The 15,445-nt window shown below is 59.8% G+C and carries 18 protein-coding genes; 8 read left to right on the top strand and 10 right to left on the bottom strand.

Annotated features, from left to right (window positions below):
* The first annotated feature begins 48 nt into the window (after positions 1-48).
* The 4 genes from AC0V7N_RS34655 to AC0V7N_RS34640 are packed head-to-tail and all read left to right on the top strand — an operon-like array spanning position 49 to position 3,769.
* Complete coding sequence (locus tag AC0V7N_RS34655) at positions 49-1,092, top strand: Gfo/Idh/MocA family oxidoreductase (protein ID WP_475453326.1); 1,044 nt, start codon at positions 49-51, stop codon at positions 1,090-1,092.
* Positions 1,093-1,101: 9 nt separating this feature from the next.
* A complete protein-coding gene (gene otnK, locus AC0V7N_RS34650) occupies positions 1,102-2,355 on the top strand; it encodes a 3-oxo-tetronate kinase (protein WP_496627607.1) in 1,254 nt (417 codons plus the stop codon).
* Positions 2,352-2,987, top strand: a complete 636-nt coding sequence (gene otnC, locus AC0V7N_RS34645) for a 3-oxo-tetronate 4-phosphate decarboxylase (RefSeq protein ID WP_475453322.1) — start codon at positions 2,352-2,354, stop codon at positions 2,985-2,987. Before otnK ends, otnC begins: the two co-directional genes overlap by 4 nt.
* A 2-nt stretch (positions 2,988-2,989) precedes the next feature.
* Positions 2,990-3,769, top strand: a complete 780-nt coding sequence (locus AC0V7N_RS34640) for a hydroxypyruvate isomerase family protein (RefSeq protein ID WP_475453320.1) — start codon at positions 2,990-2,992, stop codon at positions 3,767-3,769.
* 282 nt (positions 3,770-4,051) lie between these two features.
* Here AC0V7N_RS34640 and AC0V7N_RS34635 read toward each other — a convergent pair whose 3' ends face one another.
* Both AC0V7N_RS34635 and AC0V7N_RS34630 read right to left on the bottom strand, forming a co-directional pair.
* Positions 4,052-4,804 carry a GGDEF domain-containing protein gene (locus AC0V7N_RS34635; protein ID WP_475453318.1) on the bottom strand — a complete coding sequence of 251 codons (753 nt, stop codon included), beginning with the start codon at positions 4,802-4,804 and terminating at the stop codon, positions 4,052-4,054.
* Between the two features lie 241 nt (positions 4,805-5,045).
* The gene (locus AC0V7N_RS34630) at positions 5,046-5,687 is read right to left on the bottom strand and encodes a ribbon-helix-helix domain-containing protein (protein WP_475453316.1); all 642 of its coding nucleotides are present in this window, start codon (positions 5,685-5,687) and stop codon (positions 5,046-5,048) included.
* 603 nt (positions 5,688-6,290) lie between these two features.
* Here AC0V7N_RS34630 and AC0V7N_RS34625 point away from each other — a divergent pair.
* The 4 genes from AC0V7N_RS34625 to AC0V7N_RS34610 all read left to right on the top strand — a co-directional run bounded on the left by AC0V7N_RS34625 (position 6,291) and on the right by AC0V7N_RS34610 (position 9,434).
* Complete coding sequence (locus AC0V7N_RS34625; RefSeq protein ID WP_475453314.1) at positions 6,291-6,827, top strand: hypothetical protein; 537 nt, start codon at positions 6,291-6,293, stop codon at positions 6,825-6,827.
* A 389-nt stretch (positions 6,828-7,216) separates the two neighbouring features.
* Complete coding sequence (locus tag AC0V7N_RS34620; protein ID WP_496627606.1) at positions 7,217-8,527, top strand: pilus assembly protein TadG-related protein; 1,311 nt, start codon at positions 7,217-7,219, stop codon at positions 8,525-8,527.
* Entirely contained in the window at positions 8,527-9,000 is a 474-nt protein-coding gene (locus AC0V7N_RS34615) for a TadE/TadG family type IV pilus assembly protein (protein WP_496627605.1), read from the top strand. The genes AC0V7N_RS34620 and AC0V7N_RS34615 overlap by 1 nt, the downstream gene beginning before the upstream one ends.
* 38 nt (positions 9,001-9,038) lie before the next feature.
* Entirely contained in the window at positions 9,039-9,434 is a 396-nt protein-coding gene (locus tag AC0V7N_RS34610) for a TadE/TadG family type IV pilus assembly protein (protein ID WP_496627604.1), read from the top strand.
* Between the two features lie 161 nt (positions 9,435-9,595).
* Here the strand turns inward: AC0V7N_RS34610 and AC0V7N_RS34605 are convergent, their stop codons facing one another.
* From AC0V7N_RS34605 to AC0V7N_RS34570, 8 genes are all read right to left on the bottom strand, one after another.
* Positions 9,596-10,162, bottom strand: a complete 567-nt coding sequence (locus AC0V7N_RS34605; protein ID WP_475453306.1) for a hypothetical protein — start codon at positions 10,160-10,162, stop codon at positions 9,596-9,598.
* Positions 10,159-10,740, bottom strand: coding sequence for a L,D-transpeptidase (locus AC0V7N_RS34600; protein WP_475453304.1), 582 nt, complete (start codon positions 10,738-10,740; stop codon positions 10,159-10,161). The genes AC0V7N_RS34605 and AC0V7N_RS34600 overlap by 4 nt, the downstream gene beginning before the upstream one ends.
* Positions 10,727-11,890 carry a CpaE/TadZ family protein gene (locus AC0V7N_RS34595; RefSeq protein ID WP_475453302.1) on the bottom strand — a complete coding sequence of 388 codons (1,164 nt, stop codon included), beginning with the start codon at positions 11,888-11,890 and terminating at the stop codon, positions 10,727-10,729. Before AC0V7N_RS34595 ends, AC0V7N_RS34600 begins: the two co-directional genes overlap by 14 nt.
* Positions 11,887-12,156 carry a TadE/TadG family type IV pilus assembly protein gene (locus AC0V7N_RS34590; protein ID WP_475453300.1) on the bottom strand — a complete coding sequence of 90 codons (270 nt, stop codon included), beginning with the start codon at positions 12,154-12,156 and terminating at the stop codon, positions 11,887-11,889. The genes AC0V7N_RS34595 and AC0V7N_RS34590 overlap by 4 nt, the downstream gene beginning before the upstream one ends.
* Before the next feature lie 72 nt (positions 12,157-12,228).
* The gene (locus tag AC0V7N_RS34585) at positions 12,229-12,528 is read right to left on the bottom strand and encodes a hypothetical protein (RefSeq protein WP_475453298.1); all 300 of its coding nucleotides are present in this window, start codon (positions 12,526-12,528) and stop codon (positions 12,229-12,231) included.
* Positions 12,515-13,954 (bottom strand): type II and III secretion system protein family protein, encoded by a 1,440-nt coding sequence (locus AC0V7N_RS34580; protein WP_475453296.1) that lies wholly within the window; start codon positions 13,952-13,954, stop codon positions 12,515-12,517. Before AC0V7N_RS34580 ends, AC0V7N_RS34585 begins: the two co-directional genes overlap by 14 nt.
* A gap of 49 nt (positions 13,955-14,003) precedes the next feature.
* The gene (cpaB, locus tag AC0V7N_RS34575) at positions 14,004-15,080 is read right to left on the bottom strand and encodes a Flp pilus assembly protein CpaB (RefSeq protein WP_475453294.1); all 1,077 of its coding nucleotides are present in this window, start codon (positions 15,078-15,080) and stop codon (positions 14,004-14,006) included.
* Between the two features lie 146 nt (positions 15,081-15,226).
* The gene (locus tag AC0V7N_RS34570; RefSeq protein ID WP_475453292.1) at positions 15,227-15,418 is read right to left on the bottom strand and encodes a Flp family type IVb pilin; all 192 of its coding nucleotides are present in this window, start codon (positions 15,416-15,418) and stop codon (positions 15,227-15,229) included.
* Positions 15,419-15,445: the final 27 nt, after the last annotated feature.

The following is a 15,445-nucleotide window of genomic DNA, read 5'->3' as shown; positions in this document are numbered from 1 at the left end:
GGCTGAGAGTGTCGAAGAAAAACGACCAGCTGAGGCCGGGCGGCCATGATGAGGTTCGGACTGGTCGGAGGGGGCCGCATTGGCGCGGTGCATGCTCGCAACCTTGCTGCCAGCAATTCGGCGGTCCTAGTAGCTGTGGCCGACCCCGACAAGGCGCGGGCACGCGGCATCGTTGAAGTTCATGGCGGCACCGTGGCAGTCAGTTTCGAGGCCCTGCTTGCCGATACGTCGATCGATGCTTTAGTGATAGCGTCGCCGACGGCACTCCATACCGAACAGGTAATCGCAGCGGCGCGTGCCGGAAAGGCGATCCTGTGCGAGAAACCGCTGTCGCTAGGTCTCGACGAAGCGAAGCGATGCAGCGCGATCGTAGCAGCAACCGGCGTTCCATTCATGATCGCGCTAAACAAGCGCTTCGACCCGGCAATTGCGGAACTCGAACACCGCCTTCGCGCCGGCGAGGTCGGAAAGATCGAGATGATAAGTCTGATCGGCAAGGATCCCGAGCCGCCGCCAGAAAGCTTCATTGCAACGTCCGGAGGCATTTTCCGCGACATGATGGTTCACGACATCGACCTTGCCATGTTCCTGAGCGGAGAGGCTCCAAGCGAGGTATGGGCAACTGGGGCGGTGCATGTCTCCAGCGCCTTCGAGGCATCCCACGATTTCGACACGGCGGCGGTGATCATGAAGACGCCAGGAGGCGTGATCATCACGCAGACGCTCTCCCGGCGCGCAACGTTCGGTTTCGATCAGCGGATCGAGGTTCACGGATCAAAGGGAATGCTCAGAACCGAGAACCATCACCGAAACCAACTCGAGTCCCTTTCGGGCGCTGGGTTGGTTCGATCGCCGTTGAAGCACTCGTTCCTGGAGCGATATGCCCTGTCCTATGCGGCAGAACTCGAAGATTTCATCGACAGGGTAAGTTCCGGCCGAAAGATCGAGATCGACCTGAGCCACGCGATTTTGATCCAGTCAGTAGCCGATCTGTTGACCGCCGCCGCACGGGACGGAAGAGGTTGGCACGTTTCGGAGCCGCCTAATCGCAACCCGTTCGAACCGCATCCCAGCGCTGACGCGCGGCAATAGGAAATCGCCATGCTTTTAGGGGCCATAGCCGACGATTTCACAGGGGCGAGTGATCTCGCCAACACGCTGGCCAAGGGTGGCATGGCGACCACACAGTTCGTCGGCATCGGAGCCGGCCCAGTGCCGTCCGATTGCGAAGCCGGAATTGTCGCCTTGAAGACGCGTTCAATTCCAACCGAGGACGCTGTGCACCAGTCGCTCGAGGCCGCGCGCTGGCTGCTTGCCCAGGGCTGCGAGCAGATCGTCTTCAAATATTGCTCGACCTTCGACTCCACGCCGAAAGGCAATATCGGCCCGGTCGCCGAAGCGCTGCTCGACCTTCTTGGCGCCGACATGGCGGTCGTCTGCCCGGCCTTCCCCGCGACTGGGCGCCGGCTGTTCATGGGCCATCTTTTCGTCGGCGACCGTCTCTTGAACGAGTCCGGCATGGAGAACCATCCGCTGACGCCGATGACCGACGCCGATATCCGGCGCTGGCTTCGGCTTCAAACCAAGGGTGATGTGGGACTGGTGTCGCTGGATGCGGTTCGCAGCGGGCCGTTTGCCATCGAACAGGCGTTCAGCGAACAGAGGGCGCAAGGGCGGCGGCTTATCGTTGCGGACGCGGTCGCCGATGACGATTTGATGCGCCTGGGAGAGGCGCTTGCCGGCCACAGGCTTGTCACCGGTGGATCTGGCATCGCGCATGGGCTGCCGGAAAACTTCCGCAGGACCGGTAAGCTTTCGGGAAAGCCGAGCGGAACTGCCGGAGCGGTGGGGCCTGCCGTCGTTCTGTGCGGCTCCTGTTCGAAAGCTTCGCAAGCGCAGGTCGCGTCCTATCTTACTGCCCATCCCGGCCTCGCGCTTGATCCGGCAGCACTCATGGATGGCACCATGACAGTCCACCAGGTGGCCGACTGGTTCTGGCAGCAGGAACAGGCGCCGATCGTCTATTCGACGGCCGATCCGGGCAAGGTTGCCGATGCGCAGGCGCGCCACGGCCGCTACGAGGTGGCGCAAGCCATCGAGCATTTCTTCGCGACACTCGCGCGCCGGCTCGCCGATGGCGGCGTGCGCCGCGTGGTGGTCCGTGGCGGCGAAACATCCGGGGCGATCGTCGAGGCGCTCGGTGTGAGCAGCCTGGAGATCGGCGCCGAGATCGATCCGGGCGTGCCGGCGTTGCTGGCCGAACGCGGCGGCCCATTTGGTCTCGCGCTCAAGAGCGGTAATTTCGGCGCGAATGATTTTTTCGAGAAGGCAGTCCAGAGGATCGGCACTGCATGACCGAACAGGCAATCCGCGACAATCTGGTCAAATGGGGCAAGTCGCTGTTCGAGCGCGGCCTCACCGCAGGCTCGTCAGGCAACATGTCGGCGAGGCTCGATGACGGGTTTCTGTTCACGCCGACCAATTCCTGCCTCGGCTTCCTCGACGCGGGCAGCCTGTCGAAGCTCGACGCCTCGGGCAAGCATGTCTCGGGGGATGCGCCGACCAAGGAATTGCCGCTGCATTTCGGCTTCTACGACAAGCGGCCCGCGGCGCGCGCCGTCGTGCATCTTCATTCGACCTATGCGACCGCACTGTCCTGCCTTGCGGATGTCGATCCGGCCGACGCGATCCCGCCGATCACGCCCTACGTTGTCATGCGCGTCGGGCAGGTGCCGGTCGTGCCCTACTCGCGCCCCGGCTCCTCGGCGGTCAAGCCGTTGATCGACGCGCTGGCGGCAGAACATCCCGCAGTCCTCCTGCAGAACCATGGGCCCGTGGTAGCCGGCACCTCACTCGATGCGGCGGTGTTTGCCATCGAGGAACTCGAGGAAGCGGCAAAGCTTGCAATCATCCTGCGCGGGATGGCCGTGCGCCATCTCGACGCCGACGCCATTGCCGAACTCAACCAGCATTTCAAGTTGAAGTGACGATGCCGAAATTTTCCGCCAACCTTGGTTTCCTGTGGACCGACCGACCCTTGCTGGATCGCATCGCTGCCGCAGCGTCAGCGGGTTTCAGGGCGGTCGAATTGCATTGGCCCTATGATGTTCCAGCCGACCATGTGAAGAGCGCTTGCGACAAGCACTGCCTGGAACTGCTCGGCATCAATACCCCCGTCGGCGACACGGCCAGGGGAGACTTCGGCCTTGGCGCGCTGGCCGGCCGGCAGGCCGATTTCGAGAAGAGTTTTCGTCAGGCCGCGGCCTATGCGCGCCACAGCGGCGCGTCATCGATCCATGTCATGGCCGGCGTCGTCGAGCAGGCAGCCAAACTGGAAGCAACGGAAATCTTGGCGCGAAATCTGGCATTCGCGGCTGCCACTGCACCGGATCTGACATTGTTGCTGGAGCCAATCAACCAGCGCGACAAGCCGGGCTATTTCTATTCGACGATCGGCGAGGCGGCAGCCCTGATCGACCAAGTCGGCGCGCTCAACATCAGGATCATGTTCGACGTCTACCATGTCGGCGTCAGCGAGGGCGATGTCCTCAAGCGCCTCGAACGTCACCTACCGATGATCGGCCATCTGCAGATCGCCGCCGTTCCAAGCCGTGCTGAACCGGACGAGGGCGAGATCGCCTATCGCGCCATATTCGCGGCGCTCGATCAGCTTGGCTATGCCGGCTGGGTCGGTTGCGAATACCGACCCCGCGCCGGCACCGACGAAGGATTGCGTTGGGTGGAGAGCCTGGGGATTTCACTCTATTAATTGCGAAATATGGCTTGCGGGCTTCCGGCGATAAGCCGCCTCCGGTGGGGCCGCCCGTCAGAATCGATAGTTTCACAAGGAGGAGGCGAGTCAAGTCCATGATGCAAGGCAGCAGCCGAAACCCAACAGCTATTGAGAGGTCATTTGTTAGTCCGTCACAACGTTACAAAAACAGTCATAAGTATTTGATTTTATTAGAATGAACCAGAGTTCAATCCTCTCTCGCAGCACCAGTTTCCCCTGGTTTCGTGAAATTTTCCTGCTTTGGCGCCCCGGCTGTCGTCAGCTGTGGAGATGCGCCAGTTCAAAGCCGGCTTCATCCTGCGCATCGGACAGGCGCTGTTCGGCTGAGCGGAACATGTCCGAGAACTCCATCTCGTTCTCCAGCATCACGCCGCCGACCTTGATGGCGAGGACATCCTCGGTGCCTTTCGGCGCGAAATAGACTTGCGCGACACGCGTGCGGATACGCTCGCCGATTTCCTCGGCCTCCGCCTCGGTCGCGCCCGAGAGGAAAACCCCGAACATCGAGGCGCCGATGCGCCCGATCAGGTCCTCCTCGCGCACCGACGACTGGATGGTCGAGACGATGAGCCGCAAGGCCTCGTCGCCCCACTCAAGGCCAAAGCGCATGTTGATGGACCGAAGGTGTTCCGGGTGAATGACCAGGAAGGCGCCGGAGCGTGGGCCTGGCCCCGATCGCCTGGCTGCCCGTCGTTCGATCATCGACGTGAAGACCGGCCCGTTCAGGCAGCCCGTCACGCTGTCATACGTCCCGGACCTGTTGAGTTCCTGCCTGTAATTGCGGATTTGCATCTGCTGCCAGCCGACCAGCACGAAGAGCGGCAGGCCAATGATCGCGGGCAGCAGCGCCGCGGTGATCATGCTGCACCAGAACGGCGTCAGCGTGTCGCTGAACAAAAGCAGGTAGTTGAGGCTCACCGAAAGGCCAAGGCTCGCCGTTGCCCCCAGAACGGCCAGCAACGCAAGCTTTGTCCACGCCGGCGTGGAGGTGGTTGCTACGGTTTGTGCCATCGGCCAATGTCCTGTCAGATCAGCAGGTATAAAGCCGGCCTACCGCAATTTCAGTTTCGGCGAACCATACAAATTGATCGATCTGGCCAATGATTGTTCGCGAAACCGGCTCGCCCGGGCAAACCTGCTCCGCAACGGTCAACAAATGGAGTACCAGCGGCCGATCAGGGGCCGATCCATCTCATCTCGCTTTTTGGCATGTCGTCTTCGCAAAACCGCGATCGCTTTCGGGCGGCATGCATCAGCCGCCGAAAATGAAGGCCATCAGCAGCTCCGGCTCGAGCACCGGCGCCCGCACCGTGTTCAATTGCCCCCGGTAGCGGCGGTCGCCCGCACCGATGACGAAACCGGTGGCGACCGGCGTTTCGCCATTGGCGTCGAGCCGCGCGAATATGTCCGCGACATTGAGGTCCAGCGCGAGCTTCAGGTCGTGGCGCGCATCCTCGTTCGCCGCCACCGGCAATTGACGCCTGACCAGTTGCTGGAACGGCGCGTTGAAGGTCAGAATCTTCTTCGACGATGAGAGTGCAAAAGCCGGTGACGGGCAAGCAACCAGAATGGCGTTGATCGTCTTGATCGACGCGAGCCTTCGCAAGGTCTGGCTTTCGTCGGCCAATCCGCGCATGCAGGCCACTCGGATAGCCGATGTCAGGTTTCCTGTGTTGGCATGGCTCTCGGCGATCTCGTCGATCAGCATGCCGATCGTGCATTTGCGGCTTTCGGCCATCTGCTTCAGCGAGGTCCAGAACGCCCGCTCAAGACGAATGCCGCGTCGCGTGCCGCCACGCGCCACAACCCTGAATTCCAGCCCGAAATCCTCTGCCGCCATGGGTGGAAACAGCCGGTTGCGATCGACAAGAGGGGAGGTGGCGCTATCGCTCACTCATCGCCTCCCCACGTGCCTTGTTGATCGGCTTTGATGAAAGCCCAGGTTTCTTCTTTGCCTCTGCCACGATCGAGGCCTGAAGCACGTAATTCGAGATAGCCCTGGACAACCGAGAGCCCGATGAATTCGGACCGTTCCAGCACACGAACGAGGTGCTTGTGTCGTATTCATTCAACCCGCCCCAAACGTTTCCCCCGCACCTTCTTCGAGCGCTGAACCAAGCCTGAGCCTGTCTCAGGGGATTATCCAACAGTTTCGAGAAATACGTGAGTGATTGTTGATTTAGGTGTCGCTAAATATAGGATTTTGGACACACGGTCGGGAAATGTAGCAAAAATGGCACAAAATGGGGTCGCTGTGGCTTCATCCAAACACGTCGAGTGTGGAAAGTCGAAAGGCCCAAATGGCTTAGTGCCGGCACCGAAAAGCGCGAGAAATTTGATGACGCCTCAACCAAGATCATGGCGTGGCAGCACGGACGGACCGATGCTGAATTTCCAGCTGCCTGGATGAAACTCCCATGTAAGAGCCATAACGCCCTTCCGTTAAGCCTCGCGCAACCTCCGCAATCTAAGCTGACGCCAGATTGTCGAGGACAACATGAAGCGCAAGTCGATATTACTCTTCGCTTTTCCCGCATTCATCCTGATGATCATGGCAGGCGAGCGAGCGGCAACGCTCCTGCTCGGAACCTATCCCGCCAGCCCTGCAATGTGGTGGATCTGGCTTGAACTGCGCCCCCTGTCGACGGTGTTCTGGCAGCAGGTCGACCTCTGGCTGGGCGATTCGATGGTTCTGGATGCCGTCTTCCTGATTGCAGCGGCGATCGCCTGCTGGAGCGCTTGTTGCGTCAGAAAGTCGGCGGCTTTCTTCCTTGTCAATCACGTGGCCCTGCTTTTCGCCGGGCTGATGATCGCCGTCGGCAGCCATTCGGAAACGGCGAGCGCCATTGCCGCTTTCGCGGCTCCCAGCGGCTTCTCGTTTCCGCTGACGGTAGACTTAACCTGGGAGAACAGCCTGGTGCTTATTCTGGGTTTTGCAGCCTGTGCTTACTGTCATGTCGCGTTCCTTCGCGAGACCCGACAGCGTGGAGAAGCACTAGCCGTGCGCCTCATGGCTTTGCAGCGGGACATCTGACCCGGCGCCGCGGGCACTTCTGGAAGCGACAATAGCGACGACCTCCATCCCCGCCGTCTCAATTGATCTTGCGATAGTAGACCTTGCCGTCCGGCGTTTCCGTTCGCTGGTATCAGCGAAGCGACATTGAACTCGAACACGATCAAGATCTCGTCGCTGGTCCCCGGCACGCATAAGATCTGAGCAGCTGAGCGTATAGCATCCCAGCCGTCGAGCGCTCCGCAGGATTGGCCGGATACGGCCGAGATGGAAACCTAAGGCAAGCTCTCAGAAGACTACCCCCGAAATCGCTGTCGTCATCCTTGGCGAGGTGATCTATTGGCAGATTGTTACAAATCTATTATAACATTAGGCAGGGCTAATTTAAATGAGGCAAAAGGGCTGGGGACATGAACCTAAAATTCGGGCGCCGTCCTGCATTGTTTAATCGAGGCAATGGCGACCGCGCGAACAATCCCCGACTGTTAAGTCGGTTTCTGCGCGACGAATCGGGAACCTATGTCGTGCTTATGACATTGCTGACGCCGATCATAGTCGGCATCACCGGCCTTGCCGGAGAGGGCGCCAATCTCCTACTTACCCACCAGACTCTGCAGGCTGCGGCCGACTCCGCGGCAACGAGCGCCGCATGGGCCTACAACACCGGCTCAAGTCTCCAGACACAAGCGAACGGTATCACGGCGACGTATGGCTTGGTAAGCGGCAGCAATAAGGTCACAGTAACCGTAAACAGTCCCGCGAAGTCGGGAAACTTTACGAATGCCAGCGGCTATTCGTGCAGTGTGTATCCATGCTCAATCGAGGTTATCGTTACGAAGGGGCAAGCTCCTATATTTTCATCGCTCTGGCTTTCGCACGATATTGACGTCTCAGCGCGGGCCGTCGCCTTGGTGGGTACATATAGTGGCTGTGTCTTGGCTCTCGATCGAACGGCGTCGAACGCGATTTCCGTCAGCAACAACGCAAGTTTGACCAACTCGAATTGCGGCATTTATTCAAACTCGACCTCATCCAGCGCGTTGAATTGCAATAACAACTGCACCATCAATTCGCCGACTTTCGTTGCTGGCGGGGTTACCGTCGGCAACAACGGACACCTTAATGGATCGCCGAACGTAACAAATTCGAAGAATTTTGCGGCCGACCCGTACGCCGGTGTCTCCGCAGGAAGCGCGGGCGCTTGCACTAGGACAACTCCTGTGACAAGCGGCTCTATATCGCCGGGACATTATTGCGGCGGAATTAACGCAACGAATAATGCGACAGTGACTATGTCGTCCGGCGTTTACTACATTGACGGCACGTTCAATATCTCGAACAACGCAACGCTCAACGCCAATCCAGTGGGCGGCGTTACGATCATAATAAATGGCACCTACGCGATAGGAATTGGCAACAACGTTACCCTGAACATAACAGCCCAAAGCACCGGTCCCTTTGCCGGTATTGCGCTCTTCGGCCCGCGCAACAGCACTTCTAGCGTGACGCAAACGTTCAGCAACAACAGTCACAACAACATCCAGGGCGCGATTTATTTTCCGAGCCAAACTGTTAATTTTGCCAATAATTCCAGCTTCAACAGCACTATGTGCACTCAGGTCATTGCCGACAAGATCATCTTTGGGAATAATGCAAGCATGGGCACAAACTGCACGGGGACCGGCATCGTCGCCATTGGGACGAAACCATTGGTGGAGTGATGAACACCCGAGAGCAAAAAGACCGCATAGCGATGTCTGGGATGTGGCAGGTCGCGCGTAGGTTCTTGGTCGGAGCGGACGCAACAGCGGGTACTGCGCTGGTTGAATTTACCCTGTTCGTACCGTTGCTCGTTCTGATCAGCATCTACGCAATGGATTTTGGCCTGCTCGTTTTTAACAGGATGGAAGTGCAGCATGCTGCCCAGGCAGGTGCACAATACGTCATTGCCAATGGTTTTCCTTGCGACACGTCAGTTGGTTCGCCGATTAAATCGGCGGTGACCAATGCCACGCTCTTTACAGCCGTCACTGCAACCGTGACGACTTGCAGTTCGAGTTGCGGTGCTGGCCCGGGCAGCTATTGCACGATCAGCGTTTCGTCCAACGCCGCGTACCAAGCCTTCGTGCCCTATGGGCTGGTCCCCAGCAGTTGGGGTAACCTTACTGCACAAGCGACGGTGCGCATCCAATGAGGCTGAGACAGCTACTCGACGATACGAGAGGCGGCGCCATGGTCGAATTTACGATCACGATGCCGTTCTTCCTGGTTTTGACCTTTGGTGTCATTCAGGCCGGATTGCTGTTGTGGGCCTATGTCGGTCTACAGCATGGTGTCGAAATGTCTGCGCGTTGCGCGAGCGTAAGTGACGCTGCCATAAATTACGCGGGGCTGGACGTGACGAAGCACCCTACGCCTTGCTATAGCGTCAATGGATCTGCCGCGAGCAACGCGACCAGCATCAAGAACTATGCCGCAAATAATTCTTTTGGTATTGGTGCAGGTCCATCGGCTTTCACCATAAGCACGTGTTCAGGCGGCAATCAGGTCAGTGCAAGTCAATTGTATAATTTGATGAATTACATATTCTCGCCGACTCTGAACGCTAAGTCATGCTATTCAGGTTAGTTCATGGGACAGCGATGATTCGCATATTTAAGAGAATGTAGATATGAAAAACAAGGGGGCTAGAGCCCGTTTCCTTCCCGATTTACTTGGGATGGGGTTCTGCCTTTTTGTTTGAACATGAGCTTCTACGAAGGCTGGATTCCACGTTTCAGGATCAGGCTCTAGTTCGTTTTGCGGTAGTATACCTTACCGTCCGGCTGCTCGATGCGCTGGTAGGCAGGATTCGGAGCAGGGGGGGTGGCTTTCCTTCTCGGCGTACGCGGCATCTCGATTGCGCCGGGCTCCGCCGTATTTTCGGCGACGGTGGGAGCCTCTGCTATCGGGTCGGTCGTAACCGGCGCAGGCGCGGCGGCACTCGTCTTCGGCTCGTCGGCTGTGGAGGGCGGGTTCTGCTCGAGCCGGGCAATGCTGCCGTCAATCTCACCGAAATTCGCCTGCAATTGGCTGTCCAGTTTTTCGAACCGGCTCTGGAAGCCGTTGTTGACGGTATCTAGGCGGGCGCCGATGCGCTGCTCGAATTGCCCAAGTTCCTCCAGACGCGCTTCCACGGCGCGCAGGTCGCTGATGCCGCGGCATAGATAGATGGCGGCGGTCAGGTTCACCAGCGTGACCAGCGCTGCGCCAATGACGATGACGCCGATGGTGCCTTTGCGGCTAGGCTTGCCCGCGGCGACTTCCTGCGCGCCGATCTCGATCGCCGGAATGTCCGGGTCGCTGATCATGGTCATTCCACCACCACCTTCGCGCCCACTGCGACGCGCTTGAAAAGATCGATCACATCGGTGTTAGTCAGGCGAAAGCAGCCAGATGTGCCGTCGAAGCCGACACCAGTGGGATCGTTGGTGCCATGGATGCGATAGAGTGTGTCGCGCCCGTCCCGGGAGAGGTAGAGCGCGCGCGCGCCAAGCGGATTGTAAGGGCCAGCGGGCACCAACGCTGGCAGTTCCGGCTGGCGCGCGCGCATTTCCTTCGGCGGCCGCCAATCCGGCCATTCCGTCTTCGTCCCAACCTTGACTATCCCGGTCCAGCTGAACCCCTCCCGGCCGACGCTGATCTGGTAGCGCAGCGCCTGGCCTTGCCCTGTCACCAGGTAAAGTGCTTTCTCGTTCTTGCGGATGATGATGGTGCCAGCCCGTTCGGCGGTTGCGAAGGCGACCGTCTTGCGCAGGCTGGGACCCATGGCTGGCAGCGGCGGGCGGTCCAGCCCGGACCGAGCTTCGGCGAACTCAGCGCCCGAGGCCAGCGTCACTGCAAGTATGCAGGCGCCGGCGAGCAGTGGGGCGAGATGATGCCTAGCGAGCGGCATCGCCGAGCCGCTCCCTGAAAATCAGCTTCAAATCCTTGTTGAAGCGCGCCCGTCCGTCCACTTCGGAAGGCAGGATGGCGCGGTTGAGCGCATCGGTCAAAAGTGCGTTGTCGAGCGCGACCGACTTGATGTTAGGCGCCTTGAATATCTTTTCCAATTCGCTGTGTGAGAAGTGGTTTCCGAACCATTTACGCTTGTACTTGTTGGCAACCAGCGTAATGCTGACCGCATTGCCGCGCAGCTCGCGGATCTTCTTGTAGAGCCGCTTGCCTTGCCGCAGCGAGGCGACGTTGAGTTCGAAGACGATGAAGATCTCGTCGCTCGTCGAAAGCACCGAATTGTGCCATGGGGTCTCGATGTTCGGTAGGTCGATAACAATGTCGTCGAAGCGGTAGGCAACAAGGTCGAGCAGCCGAAATACGAAATCGGCGCCTTTCGGCTCGAATGGCAACTGCGGCCGCTCGAAAGAATAGAGCGTCAGCCCGGACGGGCGCGAAAGCTTGATGACATCCATCAGCTCGACATCGAGCCTTTCGGGCTGGCCGATGATGCCCGCAAGGTCGAACTGGTTGAACTGGTTGAGATAGGCGCCGCAATTGGCGCTCTGGAAATCGAGATCGACCAGGCAGGTCGAAGCAGCGTGCGCGGCCGACTTCGATGCCAGGAACTCCGCCGCCGACAGGGCAAGCGTCGTGGCGCCGGCGCCGCCACTGGCGCTGATGAAGGTGATGATCCGGCTCTTCGCCCCTTGGTTTCCGGTGTCGTGGAAGGTGACGGCATTGAGCAGCTCCTTGGCATCGAGCGGCTTGTGCAGCCAGTCCGACGCATTCATGCGTACCAGCACGCGTGTCCGTTCGGATGTCAGCTCATCGGAAATTGCGATCAGCGGCACCGATGACCATTTGGAACGCGCCTCGACGGTGCCGGGTTGGCCGAGCAACTCGCCACCGCCAAGGTCGAGGATGACGATGCCTGGCCGCGTATCGGCGGGTGGGCCTTTGAGAAAGTCGTAGGTCTCGGAAACCCTGACATCGTAGATGGCCAGCGCCTCGAGCCTGCTCGCCACCTCGCGCTTGAATTGCGGATCGGACGAGAACAGCGCCACCTGCCTTCGCTTGGTCTGCAGGATCTTGGTGTTGATGGCATTCATGGCGAGGTGCTCTTTGTGCTCAGCATGGAGGGCATGGAGATGTTGTCGAACCCGAGCAATCTCCGCAGGAAGAAGAGCTGGAAGATCAGGTCTGTCGCCGCTGCCATGGCGTCCGCCGCCTTCTGCAAATCGTTGTGGAGGTTATTGGCCCGGCTCATATCGATCACCAGCAGGGAAAGCTGATACTTTGCCGGCAGCATGACGCTGGCGAGGATCAGCGCTATTCCCCTTTGATCGTGCCAGAACGCGCGAATGGTTCGCAGCATCGCTTTATTCTTTGCTCCCCTGACGCCAGGTTTCCTCGTATGGCCTGGCGCGCTGAAACCGCATCCTTCTGTTCAATTCGCAGTGTTGGTCACGCCCGCCCCGCCGACATTGACCGCTATGGCCGGTGGCGGTGGCGGAGGCGGTGGAAATTTGTAGTTGTGCGTAACAGCGGCAGCCCGCGAGCCGTCGCCCTCGATCTTCGTGTTTTTGGAGGCCGGGTTGAGCGGATCGACCGTCTGCAGCAGCGAATTGTATTTCTGCGTATCGCCGGCGGCCAAGGTCACCGAGTCGTAGTGGTTCAGATAGTCCGCGGCGCAGCCCGTCAGCAGGCCGGCGGACAGAATGAGGATCAAGGCGCTATTTCTTGACATAGAGCATCTTGTCCTTCGATTTGAAGTTCAGCATGTGGCCATAGGGGCCAGTGACGCCATCGCCCGTTTCATATTTTCGGATCATGTCCTTGTTCACTTCGAGCTGACCGAGCACGAAGAATTCCGGGTCGTTGGCGGGTCGCGTCTTGTCGAACGGCGTTGCCAGCTGTTCGCCGGGCTTCACCGGCCGCACGATGTGCGGCGTGACGATGACCACCAGTTCGGTCTCTTCCTTCTGGTTGCTCGAATTGCGAAACAGCGCGCCCACGATCGGCACCTGGCCAAGCCAGGGCACCTGGTTCTGCAGCTTCGTGGTCTTGCTGGACAGCAATCCGCCGACGGCGAAGCTCTGGCCGTCGCGCAGTTCGACGACTGTTTCAAGCTTACGGTTGGAGAAGATCGGGTCGCCTGCGGTGGTGAAACCGGTCAGATCGCTGACTTCCGGCGCCAGCTTCATATGGATCTTACCGTCGTCGAGCACGACCGGCGTGAATAGCAGATTGACGCCGAATTGCTTGAACAAGATCACGACCTGGCCATTGGAGTCGACGCTGCGGACAGGGACTTGGCCGCCGGCGTTGAAACTGGCCGGCTCGCCCGACAATGTGGTGAGATTGGGTTCAGCCAAGGTGCGCACCACGCCCTTGTCCTCAAGCGCCTGGATGATCAGATCGACCTTGATGTTGCTGTCGATGACGCGGGTGATCAGCGCCGCGAAGGGATTACTCTTCGACAGCAGGCCGCCGACCAGATCGCCAGCCGCGAGTCCGGTTCCGTCGGTGTTCGCGGCGGCGACGCCAGTTCCGACCAGTGTGGTGCCCCGGCTGTTCGTGCTCTGGATCGACACGCCGAGATCGCGGCCGGCATTGCGCTTGGCTTCCAGTATGCGTACTTCCAGATTGACCTGCTGGCTGTCGTCAATGGTTACGGAATTGATGATGTCGTCGGGTCCATATTGCTTCGCCACTTCCATGATGGCCGCCATAGTGGCGCCGTCCTTGACATGACCGCCAAGCCTGACCCTGCCGTTGACCGAGCCGATTTCGATGCGCGACTTTGGGGCCACCTGCCGGATCGCCTGCGCCATGTCGCCGACATCGACGCCGACCTCGATCTGGATGACGCCGAGCGAGCGTTTGTCTGTGGAAAACAGATTGACCGTGGTGGTGCCGGCGCCCTTGCCGATGATGTAGAGCGTGCGATCGGTCATCGGCTGGGCATCGGCGATCTTCTCGTCACCGACGACGATATCGCCCAGATTGGCATTCACCTGGATCGTCACCGATTGCGATGCCGGCAGGAAAACACGATGGACGCTGGGGGTCGACACATCGATGAAGCGGTCGGCTGCCTCTGCCGAAAGGCTCAATAGCGCTGCGACACAGCACGACGCGGCCGCCGCCATCCTCACCCAAAACCCCTGCATCCCCGTCTCCCCAGTTGCCGCCGGTGGCAGCTAATATTTCGCCGCACCGTTATGGTTGTCGCGGCACGTCATACGTCTCCAGCTTCACGCCCCGAAAAACCCCGACCGTCGCTCGTGCCGGCGGCTCGGGCTGCACATACTTGACCACTTCCTTGACGACTTCCCGGGCTTCCGGCGCCGACACCACGACCGGAGCCGGCTTGACCTTGCTCAGCTGGTCGAGCTTGTTTCCCACGCGGTCCACGGCCTGTGCCAATCCCGCGATCTTGTCGTCCGCGCGCTTGCGAGCGTCTTCCGCGCTCTGACGTTCAGCCGCGGCAGCAGCGTCGGCCGCGGCCTGCCTGGCGAGTTCGGCTTGCTTTTTGGCGACGTCCGCCGGCATTTCGCCAGTCAGGTCCGAAAGCGTTACGCGCTCGGTTGCCTCCCCCTTGCTGGCGGCGGCCTGGCGAAGCGCCAGTGACAATTGGCCGGCGCCCGCCGCAAGGGTCAGCTTCTGCGCGTCCTTGGTGCTGGCCTCGAGCGTGACCGATTTGACCACGGTCGGGCTGTCCTTGCTTTCGTCGGCCACCTGGTCAACGGCGAGCACCTTCATGCCCTGCAGCAGCACGTCGACAAAACTCTGATCCGTGCCATCGTCGCCTCGCACGGTGCGCGTCAGCAGCACATCAACCCGGTCGCCAGGGAAGACGAAACCGGCGACGCCAAGCACGTCGTTGACGCGGATGGAAACTGCCTTCATGCCTTCGCCCAGAACCGCCGAGAGCGTGGCACGCTGGCCGGGGCCGGTGATCTTGGTGGCAAGGACAGGTTCGTTGACGCTGATGGCCTGCAACGCCTGCTTGGGGCCTCCGCCAACGGGAAGGTCCTTCGTCAGAAGTTCATCTGTCGTCTTGAAAGCACCGGCCGGAACCGCGCCCGCCGGCCATGCGACTTCGCGCAATTTGTCGGCCGACAGCGTGTCGCCGAACTTCAGCGCCACCGCGGCCACCACGACCGTATCGCGCTGCATATCATTCGTCTGCGCAAGCGCGCTACGCTGGTTGGCCAGCCAGATATTGGCGAGCACCACGGCAAGTACGCCGAACACGCCGGCGAGGACGATCATGATGACGGTATTTGCACGCATAGCCCCAAGCCCCAAGCCGACAATGCGGGAATTCGCCCGCCGCGACCGATATCAGGCCCAGGTTTTTACGACCCCGGCCTGAATGTTAGTCACAGTTGGTGTGGCCCGTTCTTGCCTCTCCAACCGCTTAGTTTAGCTGCCGCCGGCTAGGCCGCAGGCGTGGCTGCTTGTAGGTTGGTATTTAGTGTCGTCCACTGGCCACCCACCCATGTGCCGACTAGGATTACTGTGGCTATGACAGCCACGGTAATGATGCCAAGCAGCACCGTATATTCGACCATGGCCGCGCCGTTTTCGTCGTCGCTGAACTGCCGGGTCATCGTTATGAGCTTTTTCACGTCAAATTCTCCCTTAACCCGACGAGA

The sequence above is a fragment of the Mesorhizobium kamtschaticum genome, from assembly GCF_056174585.1.
Note: the sequence above shows the minus strand (reverse complement) of the source record. Positions and strands in the feature narration are given on the sequence as shown.

Bases quoted from the DNA above. Each gene is read 5' to 3' on its own strand.
- AC0V7N_RS34590 (WP_475453300.1), bottom strand. From the start codon at position 12,156: ATGCTGCGAACCATTCGCGCGTTCTGGCACGATCAAAGGGGAATAGCG.
- AC0V7N_RS34615 (WP_496627605.1), top strand. From the start codon at position 8,527: ATGAACACCCGAGAGCAAAAAGACCGCATAGCGATGTCTGGGATGTGG.
- otnC (WP_475453322.1), top strand. From the start codon at position 2,352: ATGACCGAACAGGCAATCCGCGACAATCTGGTCAAATGGGGCAAGTCG.
- AC0V7N_RS34640 (WP_475453320.1), top strand. From the start codon at position 2,990: ATGCCGAAATTTTCCGCCAACCTTGGTTTCCTGTGGACCGACCGACCC.
- AC0V7N_RS34580 (WP_475453296.1), bottom strand. From the start codon at position 13,954: ATGCAGGGGTTTTGGGTGAGGATGGCGGCGGCCGCGTCGTGCTGTGTC.
- AC0V7N_RS34625 (WP_475453314.1), top strand. From the start codon at position 6,291: ATGAAGCGCAAGTCGATATTACTCTTCGCTTTTCCCGCATTCATCCTG.
- cpaB (WP_475453294.1), bottom strand. From the start codon at position 15,080: ATGCGTGCAAATACCGTCATCATGATCGTCCTCGCCGGCGTGTTCGGC.
- AC0V7N_RS34605 (WP_475453306.1), bottom strand. From the start codon at position 10,162: ATGACCATGATCAGCGACCCGGACATTCCGGCGATCGAGATCGGCGCG.
- AC0V7N_RS34620 (WP_496627606.1), top strand. From the start codon at position 7,217: ATGAACCTAAAATTCGGGCGCCGTCCTGCATTGTTTAATCGAGGCAAT.
- AC0V7N_RS34600 (WP_475453304.1), bottom strand. From the start codon at position 10,740: ATGCCGCTCGCTAGGCATCATCTCGCCCCACTGCTCGCCGGCGCCTGC.
- otnK (WP_496627607.1), top strand. From the start codon at position 1,102: ATGCTTTTAGGGGCCATAGCCGACGATTTCACAGGGGCGAGTGATCTC.
- AC0V7N_RS34635 (WP_475453318.1), bottom strand. From the start codon at position 4,804: ATGGCACAAACCGTAGCAACCACCTCCACGCCGGCGTGGACAAAGCTT.
- AC0V7N_RS34595 (WP_475453302.1), bottom strand. From the start codon at position 11,890: ATGAATGCCATCAACACCAAGATCCTGCAGACCAAGCGAAGGCAGGTG.
- AC0V7N_RS34655 (WP_475453326.1), top strand. From the start codon at position 49: ATGAGGTTCGGACTGGTCGGAGGGGGCCGCATTGGCGCGGTGCATGCT.
- AC0V7N_RS34585 (WP_475453298.1), bottom strand. From the start codon at position 12,528: ATGTCAAGAAATAGCGCCTTGATCCTCATTCTGTCCGCCGGCCTGCTG.
- AC0V7N_RS34610 (WP_496627604.1), top strand. From the start codon at position 9,039: ATGGTCGAATTTACGATCACGATGCCGTTCTTCCTGGTTTTGACCTTT.